The 12,440-nt window shown below is 67.8% G+C and carries 12 protein-coding genes; 5 read left to right on the top strand and 7 right to left on the bottom strand.

The features are described 5' to 3' along the window. Positions 1 to 98: 98 nt before the first annotated feature. Entirely contained in the window at positions 99 to 584 is a 486-nt protein-coding gene (locus tag BIZ42_RS12845) for an asparaginase domain-containing protein (RefSeq protein ID WP_026070231.1), read from the top strand. 76 nt (positions 585 to 660) lie between these two features. Here the strand turns inward: BIZ42_RS12845 and BIZ42_RS12840 are convergent, their stop codons facing one another. The 3 genes from BIZ42_RS12840 to sufT all read right to left on the bottom strand — a co-directional run bounded on the left by BIZ42_RS12840 (position 661) and on the right by sufT (position 4,689). After that, on the bottom strand, positions 661 to 2,406 hold the full coding sequence (locus BIZ42_RS12840) for a S8 family peptidase (RefSeq protein WP_070426676.1): 1,746 nt from the start codon (positions 2,404 to 2,406) through the stop codon (positions 661 to 663). A 576-nt stretch (positions 2,407 to 2,982) separates the two neighbouring features. Then, positions 2,983 to 4,080 carry a branched-chain amino acid aminotransferase gene (locus BIZ42_RS12835; RefSeq protein WP_019182392.1) on the bottom strand — a complete coding sequence of 366 codons (1,098 nt, stop codon included), beginning with the start codon at positions 4,078 to 4,080 and terminating at the stop codon, positions 2,983 to 2,985. 57 nt (positions 4,081 to 4,137) lie between these two features. Then, the gene (gene sufT / locus BIZ42_RS12830) at positions 4,138 to 4,689 is read right to left on the bottom strand and encodes a putative Fe-S cluster assembly protein SufT (RefSeq protein WP_019182393.1); all 552 of its coding nucleotides are present in this window, start codon (positions 4,687 to 4,689) and stop codon (positions 4,138 to 4,140) included. A gap of 118 nt (positions 4,690 to 4,807) precedes the next feature. On the opposite strand from sufT, the gene BIZ42_RS12825 reads away from it, so the two are divergent. Next, positions 4,808 to 5,227, top strand: a complete 420-nt coding sequence (locus BIZ42_RS12825) for a hypothetical protein (protein WP_070426675.1) — start codon at positions 4,808 to 4,810, stop codon at positions 5,225 to 5,227. Between the two features lie 147 nt (positions 5,228 to 5,374). On the opposite strand, the gene BIZ42_RS12820 is transcribed toward BIZ42_RS12825, so the two are convergent. Together BIZ42_RS12820 and BIZ42_RS12815 are read right to left on the bottom strand one after the other, a co-directional pair. After that, positions 5,375 to 6,826 carry an NAD(P)(+) transhydrogenase (Re/Si-specific) subunit beta gene (locus BIZ42_RS12820; protein WP_070426674.1) on the bottom strand — a complete coding sequence of 484 codons (1,452 nt, stop codon included), beginning with the start codon at positions 6,824 to 6,826 and terminating at the stop codon, positions 5,375 to 5,377. Beyond that, on the bottom strand, positions 6,823 to 7,131 hold the full coding sequence (locus BIZ42_RS12815) for an NAD(P) transhydrogenase subunit alpha (protein WP_019182396.1): 309 nt from the start codon (positions 7,129 to 7,131) through the stop codon (positions 6,823 to 6,825). The genes BIZ42_RS12820 and BIZ42_RS12815 overlap by 4 nt, the downstream gene beginning before the upstream one ends. Before the next feature lie 130 nt (positions 7,132 to 7,261). On the opposite strand from BIZ42_RS12815, the gene BIZ42_RS12810 reads away from it, so the two are divergent. From BIZ42_RS12810 to BIZ42_RS12800, 3 genes are read left to right on the top strand one after another with little or no spacing between them, the layout of a single operon-like run. Then, positions 7,262 to 7,837, top strand: a complete 576-nt coding sequence (locus BIZ42_RS12810; RefSeq protein ID WP_070426673.1) for an RNA polymerase sigma factor — start codon at positions 7,262 to 7,264, stop codon at positions 7,835 to 7,837. Positions 7,838 to 7,857: 20 nt separating this feature from the next. Further along, positions 7,858 to 8,169 (top strand): hypothetical protein, encoded by a 312-nt coding sequence (locus tag BIZ42_RS12805; protein WP_070426672.1) that lies wholly within the window; start codon positions 7,858 to 7,860, stop codon positions 8,167 to 8,169. Between the two features lie 2 nt (positions 8,170 to 8,171). Continuing rightward, positions 8,172 to 8,597 (top strand): DUF3106 domain-containing protein, encoded by a 426-nt coding sequence (locus BIZ42_RS12800; RefSeq protein WP_152663641.1) that lies wholly within the window; start codon positions 8,172 to 8,174, stop codon positions 8,595 to 8,597. Between the two features lie 81 nt (positions 8,598 to 8,678). On the opposite strand, the gene BIZ42_RS12795 is transcribed toward BIZ42_RS12800, so the two are convergent. Further along, positions 8,679 to 9,761, bottom strand: a complete 1,083-nt coding sequence (locus BIZ42_RS12795) for an NAD(P) transhydrogenase subunit alpha (protein WP_070426671.1) — start codon at positions 9,759 to 9,761, stop codon at positions 8,679 to 8,681. Positions 9,762 to 9,833: 72 nt separating this feature from the next. Continuing rightward, on the bottom strand, positions 9,834 to 12,155 hold the full coding sequence (locus BIZ42_RS12790; RefSeq protein ID WP_070426670.1) for a DUF1631 domain-containing protein: 2,322 nt from the start codon (positions 12,153 to 12,155) through the stop codon (positions 9,834 to 9,836). Positions 12,156 to 12,440: the final 285 nt, after the last annotated feature.

The raw sequence follows: 12,440 nt of genomic DNA, 5'->3' as shown, positions 1-12,440 counted from the left end.
TGGCGTCGCAAGCCTGCATCGGGCGGGCGTCAGCCGTATCATCTACCGGTCGGCGCGGCGGTTCCGTGCCCTTCTGTCTGGTACCCAGGATGCTTGCAATGGAAGAACTACTGATCATCACCACCGGTGGCACGATCGACAAGATCTACTTCGACGACAAGTCGGACTATCAGATCGGTGATCCGCAGATCGGGATGATCCTGCGCGAGCTGGGCGTGACCTTCCGTTTCAACGTGATTCCGATCCTGCGCAAGGATTCGCTGCACATCACCGACGAGGACCGCGAGCTGATCCGGGCGACGATCGCCGCGCAGCCGACCCGGCATGTGCTGGTGACCCACGGCACCGACTCGATGGTGCAGACGGGCCAGGTGCTGAAGTCGATTACCGACAAGACCATCGTCATGACCGGCGCGCTGAGCCCGGCACGGTTCCGCGGTTCGGATGCGGAGTTCAACATCGGCTGCGCGATCGGTGCGGTGCAGTCGCTGCCGAGCGGTGTGTACATCGCGATGAACGGCCGGATCTGGAATCCGGAGCAGGTGCGCAAGAACGTCGCCGCGAACCGGTTCGAAGCGGCGTAATCCCTGGGGCAGCGTGTTGATCGAACGAACGCCCCGGCATGCCGGGGCGTTCTGCGTTGGTGCGATGGGAAAGCGATCAGTATTGCGCGGTCAGGGTGACCCCGGAGAAGGTCGAGTAGGCCTTCACCCGCACATGCCAGGTGCCGGCTGCGGGGGCGCTGATCGTGCAGGTTTCGTTGTTGCCGCTCAGGTACGGGCGGCAGGTGTAGACGGTATCGGTCGGCGCGCTTCCGTTGCGGACATACAGATCGGCATCGCCACTGCCGCCGGCGATGGTGACCTTCAACTGGCTGCTGCCCGAGGGCACGGCCACGGTGTAGGCCAGCGAGGCACCGCTGGCAGCGCCCAGGCCCGTGACCGGCACATTGTTCTGCAGCACGGTGCCGGTACCCGGGCCCGGGCCGGTGCCGTTGAGCGCGGCGGTCACCGCCGCATCGGCGTCCACGATCCCCGCGCCGCAACCGCCGGAGCAGGCGCCCGGCAACGGCCGTGCGGTGCTCTTGAGCAGGCTTTCGATGGCGGCCGGGCTCAGCGCGGTGGGCGCGACGGACTGGATCAGCGCGACCACGCCGGCCACGTGCGGTGCCGCCATCGAGGTGCCGTTGTAGGAGGCGTAGGACGCACTGCCCGGTACCGTGGTGCCGCTGTTGAGGGTGGAGAGGATGCCCTGCCCCGGCGCGGAGATGTCGATGCCGGTTCCGTAGTTGGAGAAGCTGGCGCGGGCGCCGGCCGAGGTGGTCGCGGCCACCGCGATGACGTTGGCGCAGTTGGCCGGTACCGAGGAGGAGACGTTGGTGTTGCTGTTGCCGGCCGCCACGACCACCGTGGTGCCGCGCGAGACGGCGCCGTTGATCGCGGTCTGGTAGGTGGTGGAGCAGCTGCCACCGCCACCGAGGGACATGTTGATCACTTCGGCCGGGTTGGCGTTGGCCGGGACGCCGCTGACGGTGCCGCCGGAGGCCCAGACGATGGCGTCGGCGATGTCGGAGGTGTAGCCGCCGCACTTGCCGAGCACGCGCACCGGCACGACCTTGGCATTGAAGGCCGTGCCCGCCACGCCGGTGCTGTTGTTGGTCACCGCCGCGACGGTGCCGGCCACGTGGGTCCCGTGCCAGCTCGAATTGGAGGCCGGAATGCCCGAGCCGCATTCGTTGGCGGCGTACCAGTCGCCTTCGTCGTTGGGGTTGTTGTCGCGGCCACCGCCGTCGCGTGCCATCGCCGCGTCGCTGATGAAGTCGTAGCCGGGCAGGAGGTTGGCGTTCAGATCGGGGTGGTTGGTGATGCCGGTGTCGATCACCGCCACCACCACGCCGGCGCCGGTGGCCTTGTCCCAGGCCGGGCGTACGTTGATCGAGGCATTGCTGGTGCCAAAGCCCCACTGTTCGGAGAACCGGGTGTCATTGGGCACCAGGGTGGCCTGCATCAGCTGATCGACCTCGACGTATTCCACGCTCGGATCGGCGGCCAGGCGGCGCATCAGGAGCTCGGCTTCGGCACGGTCCAGCGGCCGGTCGGCCTTGACCACGGTCGGGCCGATCGCCAGCTGGCGCAGCTTCTGCAGCCCCAGCGCGCGGCCCTGGGCGGCCGGTACCGCCGCCGCGGCGGCCTTGAGCGAGCTGGCCAGTGCAGTCGGGGTGGCGACCTCGGTGCTGCCATCCTTGTACTTCACGATGAAGCGCTGATGGGTCGGCGCCGAGGACAGGCCGCTCAACTGCACATCGCCAGCGAAGGCCGGGGTGGCCAGCAGCAGGGTCGACAGAACGGACGCGCCCAATACAACCAATGCACGCTGACGCAAACGGTGTTGCGAGACATGAGACATCGGATTTCCCTTTCAGACAGTGAATGCCGTCGTCGCGGCTGAGAATCCAGGTCCGATCCGGGCGCTGCTGCAATCGATGGCGCGGATCGGCCCGGTGAGTGGATCGGTTCCCCTGAATCAAACCGCCCATCGCGACGCTAGTGGCTGACTGGTCGATCAACAATGTTTCAGCTGCACTTCAGTGACATGAAATGTCGGATCTGAGACTTTCCGGGTCGAGGGTTTGTGAAAGTGAAGGCGCAATCGGCCTTTCGGGTGGGCCGATTGCGCCACGGATTGTCTGAAATGGCTGTCGCGGCCGACAAATCCGGGACAACACTTGCGCATCAATCACTTACGCCACTGCCACCGCAGGACAGTAGTGCCGGCCGCTGGCCGGCCCCGACCAGCCCGTAGTGCCGGCCGCCGGCCGGCTCCGCGGAATGCTGCATAGCCGGCCAGCGGCCGGCACTACCGATGTCGAACGCTGCGCGGCCTGTCTTGGGGGGAGCACCACCGGCGCGGTGGCGAACGGGCAACAAAAAACCCGCCTGTCGCCAGGCGGGTTTTCGATGCTTGCGCTCAGACCCCGAGGACTCAGGCGTCCAGGCGGACCAGCCAGCCGTGACGGTCCGGCAGGCGGCCGTACTGGATGTCGGTCAGTTCCTTGCGCAGCGACATCGTCACTTCGCCGGCCGGGGCGTTGATGTCACCCACCGAGAAGCCTTCGCCCTTGAGCTGGCCGATCGGGGTGACCACCGCAGCGGTACCGCAGGCGAACGCTTCCACGATCTCGCCGGAGGTCACGCCATCCTTCCACTCCTCCAGGGTGACCTTGCGCTCTTCGACCTTCATGCCGCGGTCGCGGGCCAGCTGCAGGATGCTTTCACGGGTGATGCCTTCCAGGATGCTGCCCGACAGCGCCGGGGTCACCAGGGTGCCGTCCTTGTAGACCAGGAACACGTTCATGCCGCCCAGTTCTTCCAGGTACTTGCCCTCGACCGGGTCCAGGAACAGGACCTGCGAGCAGCCCTGTGCCTGCGCCTTCTGCTGCGGCAGCAGCGAGGCGGCGTAGTTGCCACCGCACTTGGCCGCGCCGGTGCCGCCCTTGCCTGCGCGCGCGTACTCGGTGGACAGCCAGATCGCGACCGGCGCCACGCCCTTGGCGAAGTACGGGCCGGCCGGGCTGGCGATGACGTAGTAGCCGGCCTTGTGCGCGCCGCGCACGCCGAGGAAGGCTTCATCGCCGATCATGAAGGGACGGAAGTACAGGCTGGATTCGTCGGCCGAGGGCACCCACGACGCGTCCACGGCGATCAGCTGCTTGAGCGATTCGACGAAGATCTCCACCGGCAGTTCCGGCAGCGCCAGGCGCTGGGCCGAACGCTGCAGACGGCGGCCGTTGGCCTCCGGGCGGAAGGTCCAGATCGAGCCGTCGGCGTGGCGGTAGGCCTTGATGCCCTCGAAGATTTCCTGACCGTAATGCAGCACCGCGGCGGCCGGGTCCAGCTGCAGCGGGCCATACGGGCGCACCACGGCATCGTGCCAGCCGGTGTCCTTGTCCCAGCGCACTTCCACCATGTGGTCGGTGAAGTGCAGACCAAAACCGGGGGCGGCCAGGATGCGCTCACGCTCCTCGCTGCTGCGCGGCTGGGCGGAACGGGTGGTGTTGAAGCTCACGGAAGACTGGGACACCGGATATTTCCTGTTCTGGTTACGGGGAACGCCGTGACGCCGGCTGGCGATGGGCGGTTACAGCATGCCGGTTTCGAGCCGGGCGGCCTCGGACATCATGTGACGGCCCCACGGCGGGTCGAACACCAGCTCGACGTCGGCCTCGGCCACCGTCGGGATCATTTCCAGCTTGCTGCGCACGTCATCGACGAGGATCTCGCCCATGCCGCAGCCGGGCGCAGTGAGGGTCATCTTGATGTCGACCTCGCGCTGGCCATCGTCCAGGTGCTTGAGGTCCACTTCATAGACCAGCCCCAGATCGACGATGTTGAAGGGGATCTCCGGATCGAAGCAGGTGCGCAGCTGCTGCCACACCAGTTTTTCGACCTCCTCGTCGGAGGCATCGGCGGGCAGTTCCAGCGCCGGGGGCGCTTCCTTGCCGATGGCGTCGCCATCCTTGCCGGCGATGCGGAACAGATTGCCTTCGACAAAGACGGTATAGCTGCCACCCAGGGCCTGGGTGATATAGCCATAGCTGCCAGCGGGCAGCGTGACCGTTTCGCCCTGCGGGACCATGACGGCCTCGCAGTCGCGTTCGAAGTGGACAGGTTCACTGCTACGGGAATACATGTGGATCGATATGGGGGTCGCGGCCAATTCCCGCAAGGCGACCATTTTAGCCCAGTGGCCGCCCACGCGCCGGTCACCCCGCAAGCCGGTATCCTGTGGGGACTTACAGGAAGATTGCATGTCGCCCACGTCCGTGCCTGTCCGGAGCCGCCACTGGCTCTGGCCCCCGCTGTTTCTGCTTGGTGTTGTCACGGCCACGCTGGCCTGGTTGTTCATCGCCCTGCTCACCGGCCGCCAGGCCAGCTGGATGGCGGTTGTAGCCGCGCTGGAGATCGCGTTCATGCTGCGCCTGGGCACCCTGCGCGCCGGTGCCCCCCGGGTGGTGCTGACCGTGCTGGCCACCGTGCTGGTGGCGCTGGCGGCCAACTGGGGGATCGCCTCGGCCTACCTGGGCGGCTCGATGGGGCTCACCCCGTGGGAATCAGCGTTGCGCATGGGGCCCTATCTGGCCTGGACCCTGAGCGGCCTGGCCAACGGCGCGGTGGAATGGCTGTGGCTGGGCGTGGCGCTGGTCGTGGGTTGGTGGGTGGCCAAGTAAGGCACCCTGCACGCTGTCCGAATGCAGCTGAAAGAGAGCCCCCTGAGTCAGGGGGCGGCGCCGAAGGCGCGGGGGTCTGGGTGCTGATGAGACCGGGCCGCGTTTTGCGCAGCAGAACGTGGGACGTCAGCGCGCATGCGATGACGTTTACCCGCCGTCGAGGGCCTTCAGTTCGCTGACCAGCGCGCTCGCCGCACCGGCGCCATCGCCGTACAGCATCCGGGCGTTGTCGGCATAGAACAGCGCATTCTCGATGCCGGCAAAGCCGGTGCCCTTGCCGCGCTTGATCACCACCACGTTGCGGGCGTTGACCACGTCCAGGATCGGCATGCCGTAGATCGGGCTGGCCGGATCCGTGCGCGCGACCGGGTTGACCACGTCGTTGGCGCCGATCACCAGCACCACGTCGGTGTTCGGGAACTCGGGGTTGATGTCGTCCATGTCGGCGATCAGGTCGTACGGCACGCCCGCTTCGGCCAGCAGCACGTTCATGTGCCCCGGCATGCGCCCGGCCACCGGGTGGATCGCGAACTTCACCTTGATGCCGCGATCGATCAGGCGCTGCGCCAGTTCCCACACCTTGTGCTGGGCCTGGGCCACGGCCATGCCGTAGCCGGGCACGATCACCACGCGCTCGGCGAAGGCCAGCATCGCGGCGACATCGCTGGCCTCGATGGGCTTCTGCGCGCCGCTGATTTCCTGCGCCACGCCGCCGCCCCCGAAATTGGAGAACAGCACGCCGCTGATCGGCCGGTTCATCGCCTTGGCCATCAACCGCGTCAGCAGGATGCCCGCCGCGCCAACCATCATGCCGGCGATGATCAGCGCCTCGTTGCCGAGCACATACCCTTCGAACGCCACCGCCAGGCCGGTAAACGCGTTGTACAGCGAGATCACCACCGGCATGTCGGCGCCGCCGATCGGCAGCGTCATCAGCACGCCCAGTGCGAGTGCGACCACGAAGAAGCTGATGATCGCCACCGGGCTCAGCGTGACCGCCGCCCAGATGCCCAGCACCACCATCGCCAGCGCGACCAGCAGGTTGAACACCTGCTGCCCCGGGAAGGTGACGCGGCGGTCCAATCGCCCGTCGAGCTTGGCCCAGGCGATGATCGAGCCGGACAGCGACACCGCACCGATCGCCGAGCCGATCACGGCCAGCGCCAGCACCGTTGCCGACGGCTGGCGCGCGGCCAGATCGGCCAGCGCCTGTTCACTCCAATGGGTGGTATCGCGGTTGGCCAGGAAGGAGAAACGCAGCAGTTCGACCGCACCGATCGCTGCCGCCGAACCGCCGCCCATGCCGTTGTAGAGGGCCACCATCTGCGGCATGTCGGTGATCGCCACGCGCTTGGCCGACCACCAGGCCACGCCGGTGCCGATCGCCACCGCCGCCAGGATCAGCGGAATGTTGTGCAGCTCGGGCAGGAAGAACGTGGCTACCGTGGCGATCAGCATGCCCAGCCCGGCCCAGCGGATGCCGCTGCGCGCGGTCATCGGCGAGGCCATGCGCTGCAGGCCAAGCAGGAACAGGGTCGCGGCGACCAGGTAGCTCACCTGGACCAGCCATTGCAGCAGCTGCGCGGTGGTCACGTTCAAGGCGCCTTCTCCCCGGCGTCGCGCTTGGCGCTGGGCTTGAACATGTCCAGCATGCGTTCGGTCACCACGTAGCCGCCGGCTGCGTTGCCGGCGCCCAGGACCACCGCGATGAACCCGATGATCTTCTCCAGCGGCGTCTGCGCGTGCCCCAGCACCACCATCGCGCCGATCAGCACGATGCCGTGGATGAAGTTGGACCCGGACATCAGGGGGGTATGCAGGATCACCGGCACCCGCGAAATGATCACGTGGCCGGCAATGGCGGCCAGCATGAAGATATACAACGCCACGAACCCGTCGCTCATTGCAGTCACTCTCCCAGGCGGTCATCCCGTCCCCTGCATCATAACCATGCGCTGAACCAATCGGGCAGGCCGGTCAACCGCGCCCGCCCTGGGGCGTTCTCACGGTATCCCCCTGCCGGAACGCTACCCTGTGCTGGTGAGCTCTCCCCTACCGTCGACGGATGCCGACCTGCCCGCCACGCCCGAGGTGGCGCTGCCGGTGTCGCTGGACGCCTTCCTGGCCGGCATCGGCCCGCGCGCGTTCCGCTTCGCCGAAGCGGGCCTGCGCCAGCGCGAGGACGCGCTGGATGCGGTGCAGGACAGCATGTTGAAGATGCTCGGCTATCGCGACAAACCCGCCGCCGAATGGGCGCCGTTGTTCTGGAGCATCCTGCGCCGCCGCGTGGTCGACCTGCAGCGCCGCCGTGGCTTCCGCCTGAAGTTCTGGCGCAGCAGCGACGAGGCCGGCAGCGACCACGATATCGACTGGGCCGACAGCGCCCCCGGTCCGGCCCAGGCCCATGAGCAGCGCGACCAGTACGCGCAGCTGGTGCAGGCGCTGCGGGAGCTGCCCGCGCGCCAGCGTGAGGCCTTCACCCTGCGCGTGCTGCAGGACCTGGATGGCGCCACCACGGCCAAGGCCATGGGCTGCAGCGAAGGCGCGGTCAAAACCCATCTTTCGCGCGCCCGCCAGGCGCTGCAGCAGTCTCTGGAGATCGCCCTGTGAACCGCCCCCTGCCCCCTTCGATGCCTGACGATGCCGCCCTGCGGCAGCTGCATGCGCAGGCGCTGGATACGCTCTCGCCGACCACGCTGGCGCGGCTGCGCAGCGCGCGCCATGCGGCCTCACCGGCCAAGCGGCATGCGCCGTCGTGGTGGATGGCGACGGCCTGTTCGGCGGTGGTCGCCCTCGCCTTGGGCTACAGTTTCCTCCTGGGCGAATCGAGCGCCCCGCCGGCACCGGTGATGGCGAGCGCCACCGATGACAGCAGCGATGTCCTCGACGAGAATCCCGATCTGTATTTGTGGCTGGGCGGCACCGACCTGGCAATGGAGTGATGATGAAACTGCGACTGTCCCTGGGGCTGGTATGGCTGACCTTGAGTGCGGCGGGCTGGGCGCAGACCGCCCCGCTGCCGGACTGGGACGCGCTCAGCCCGCAGCAGCGCGAGGCGTTGATCGCGCCCGTGCGTGACCGCTGGAACGACGCGCCTGCCCCGCAGCGCGAGCGCATGCTGCAGCACGGCCAGCGCTGGCTGACCATGACCCCGGAGCAGCGCGCGCAGGCGCACCGCGGCCGCCACCGTTTCGAGAACATGACGCCGGAGCAGCGCGAGCAGGCGCGCGCATTGTTCGGTCAGATGCGCAGCATGAGCCCGGCGCAACGGCAGGAGCTGCGCGACCGCTGGGCGCGGATGACGCCGGACGAACGCAAGGCGTGGCTGAAGGCCAACCCCGCCCCTGCTGCGCCGCCGTCCAAGCGCTGAAGCGCCGAAGCACTGAAGCACTGAAGCAACGACCAACAACGGGGACGGGGGTAGTTATCAACTATCCCCGTCCCCGTTTTTTCAGGCGGCGACCCAGCGGGTTTTCGCGAGCAGTTCGTCGTCCCAGTCGAAGGTGACGGCGCCGTCTTTCAGGAACAGCGCGACGAAGTTGTAGACGTTGCGGGCGTACATCTCGCTGGCATGCACCGCGCCCTGGCTGGCCAGGTTGAGCGGGCCGTCGATGAGCACGCCGTCCAGGTCCACCACCTCGCCCGGTTGGGTGGCTTCGCAGTTGCCGCCGGTTTCCGCGGCCAGATCGACGATCACGCTGCCTGGTTTCATGCCACGCGACATCGCGGTGCTGACGATTTTCGGCGCGGGCCGGCCGGGCACGGCGGCGGTACAGATCACCACGTCCACCGTGCGCAGGTGCTCGCCCAGGCGGCGCTGCTGCTCGGCACGTTCCTCATCGGTCAGCGGCCGCGCGTAACCACCTTCGCCGACCGCGCTCACACCCAGATCAAGGAATTTGCCGCCCAGCGATTCGATCTGCTCGCGGGTTTCCGGACGCACATCGAAACCTTCCACCTGCGCGCCGAGACGGCGGGCGGTCGCGATGGCCTGCAGGCCGGCCACGCCGGCGCCGACCACCAGTACCTTCGAGGGGCGGATCGTGCCCGCAGCGGTGGTCAGCATCGGGAAGAAGCGCGGCGCGCGCTGCGCCGCGATGAGGGTGGCTTTGTAGCCCGCCATGCCGGCCTGCGAACTGAGCACGTCCATGGACTGGGCCCGCGTGGTACGCGGCAAGCGCTCCAGCGGAAACGCCTGCAGGCCGCGCGACTGGATCAGCCCGGCGCGCTCGGCATCGGCCTGCGGATGCAGCATCCCGATCAGGCTGGCGCCCGGTTTCAACCGGGCAAGGCGGTCATTGGCGGGTGGCTGCACGCACAGCACGAGGTCGGCCTGGGCCAGGCGGGTGTCATCGGCGGGCTGCGCGCCCACCTCCTGATACAGCGCATCGGGGAAGCCGGCCGCCAATCCGGCACCCGGTTCGAATGACACGGCTGCGCCGAGCGCGATCAGCTTGCGCGCCGTTTCCGGCGTCATCGCCACGCGCCGTTCCCCCGGCGCGTGCTCCTTTACCACCAACACCTCGACAGCCATGCCTGTCCCCGACGATCAGCGGATTGTGGGCTGATCGTAACCTGATCGTCAGGCCAAGGTGGCCCTCCGGGCTCAATGCACGGTGGCGTTCCTGGTATCCAGCCGATCGATCACGCCCTGCATGGCACTGTCGAAGGCGCCATCGTCGATATGCGCCCGCAGGCGACCCAAGCGCACCATCACGGCAAGTTCTTCCGGCGAGGCGACGCAGAAACGCACCCCGCGCCGGTTGACGAACAGCAGGCGCTGGGAAATAGGGCTCACCCAGGACAGCTTGCCGGCCTGGACCTTGCCGTCCTTGTCGACGAAATCCAGCCAGCTGCCGATCTCCAGGCCGCGGAAGCGGTCGGCATCGGCATTGTCGAAATCGCTGACATCCACCTTGCTGCCCAGCTCCACCGATGGCGATTCCTGGGCCGGTGGCGAGGGCAGCGCGACCTGCGGCAGTTCGGGCAGCGCGCGCTCAAGCTCCGGGCGCGATTCGGCGATGCCCTGCAGGGTGTCGTGCAGCGCGTCGATGGCACTGGTGGCTGCATCGGCGTGCACCCCCACGCTGGCGAACACCTTGCGCAGCGCGGGATGCCAGGCCTGCAGCCACGGCTTGCCGACGATATGGCGGCGGGCCTCGGCCACTTCCTCCAGCATGCCATCGGCCAGGCTCAGCGCCTCACCGACCGACGCCCCGTCTTCGCCTTCGCGCAGCACGGTCAGGGTCAGGTGGTGCTGCCAGGGCTGGCGCAGGAACTCGCCGATGGCCTGCGGCAACGTGGTATCGCCAATACGGCGGTCCAGTTCGGTAGTGGCGCGCTGGCGCGCCATCTCCAGCTTTTCCTGGCCGCGCTGGGTCTCGGCGGCCCGGCGCTCGGCGATCTCGATCCGGCGACGATGCTGGGTCAGGAACTCGCGGAATTCTTCTTCAAGGGTCAGGAAGATCGCCAGGTTCTCATTGAACTCGGCCACCAGCCGCTCGATGATTTCTTCGACCTTGCCCATCAGCACGCGCTCGGCCTGGCTCTCGCCGGTATTGCCCTCGCAGGCTTCGGCCAGCGAGTTGAGCAGCTTGCGCGCCGGGTGGGTCTTCTGCACGAACATGCGGCGATCGAGCATGGCGACCTTGACGAAGGGCACCACCAGCCGGCCGATCAGCTCGCGCGAGCGGCCCTCCAGGTCGCGCTCGTCGAGCATCACATCGAACAGCATGCCGACCAGATCGATCGCGTCCTCGTCCTGCGGGTCCAGCCGGGCCTGCGCGGGGTCGACCCCCAGCCGGGTCGCACCGGACAGCACTTCACTTTTCAGGCGCTGCGCCAGCGATTCGCCGTCTTCGCCGATCGCCGCACGCAGGGTCGCGCTCGGCGTGGCCTGCAGCAGCGACAGCACCGACATCATCTCGCGCTGGCTCAACGGGCGCTGCTGGCCCACCGCGACGCTGGCCGCCGAGGTGGCGTCCTCGCGCACATGGCGGGTCTGCTGCAGCAGTTCGTGCAGGGCATCAAGCAGCATGCCCTGGTTGCCGCCGAGGCTGTCACCGCCCTCGCCCGGCCCTTCGTACCCGGCCTGTCCGCCGCCCTGGAGGCGGCCCCGGCTCTCGGCCCAGCGGTCGGCGAAGCGACGCGCCCAGGCCGGTGCCTGGCTTTCTTCGCCCGCCGATCCCATGCCGGCCTCGGCTTGGAACCCATCAAATGCATCGCGCTCGTCGCGCGGCGGCGGCGAGGGTGCACGCGGCGCCGGCCGGCGCGCGGCCATCTGCGGCATCACGCCCGCAGCGGCCAGTTGTTCATCCAGGTACTCGTAACGCTTGCCGATCGGCTGATGCAGATCGCGCTCGCACAGCTTGATCAACACCAGGCGCACTTCCGGGGCCAGTTCACAGTCGGCGAAGGCCTCATGGATGGCAACGCCCAGATGCTCGGGGCTGATCGGATTGGTATCGGCCTGCAGCTCCAGCGCGCCGGCGATCAGGCCGAGGCGGCGGTCCAGCCGCGACAGCACCGGCTTGAAGTCACGCAGCAGCACGGTGGCGAAGTTGCGCACCGCCAACCGGGATTCCAGGACATGCTCGGGCACCAGGCTCAGCCCGTCCTCGACCTGCCCGGCCAGGGTGGCCTCGGCCGACAGCGGTTCACCCCGCTCCAGCGCTTCCCAGGCCTGGGCCAGGTGGGTGCTGAAGCCGGCCACGATGTCGTCCCGGCGGCGGCGCAGCTCGCGCATGCCATCCAGGAACAGCAACTGCGACGCGCCGGCGTCACCGGCACGATCGAACAACACATCGTCAAAGCGCGCCAGCACCGTCGAGAACGACTCGACCAGCCCTGGCAGCACGGCCTCGCGGGCCATCTTCAACAACGCCGGGTCACGGCCCGGGTGCCCCCCTACATTGGGCGTGGCGATCATGCGAAAAGGCTCCCCACCCTCGCAGGCACTGAGTACAACATGGATACAACGAACGCCGGCGCACCCCATGCGCCCACGCTCGGATGGTAGGCCGGCCGACCGATCAAAGACAGTGAAGCAGTCGACACTTTAAACCTCATCACCGGTGGCCCGGCAGGCTTTGTATCGTAAGCGCAGCAGGCCGTGGAAGCGAGTACAGCCACGTGAAGGAAGTCCGCTGATTAGGTGATGTTCATCACGTTTTGTCGCAAATTGCACCGAGATCGTCCGAGGCCGTGTCACAAA

It is taken from the genome of Stenotrophomonas sp. LM091, assembly GCF_001806305.1.
Taxonomy (GTDB): domain Bacteria; phylum Pseudomonadota; class Gammaproteobacteria; order Xanthomonadales; family Xanthomonadaceae; genus Stenotrophomonas; species Stenotrophomonas bentonitica_A.
The sequence above is the reverse complement of the archived record's forward strand: the minus strand, read 5'-3'. Positions and strand labels throughout refer to the sequence as shown.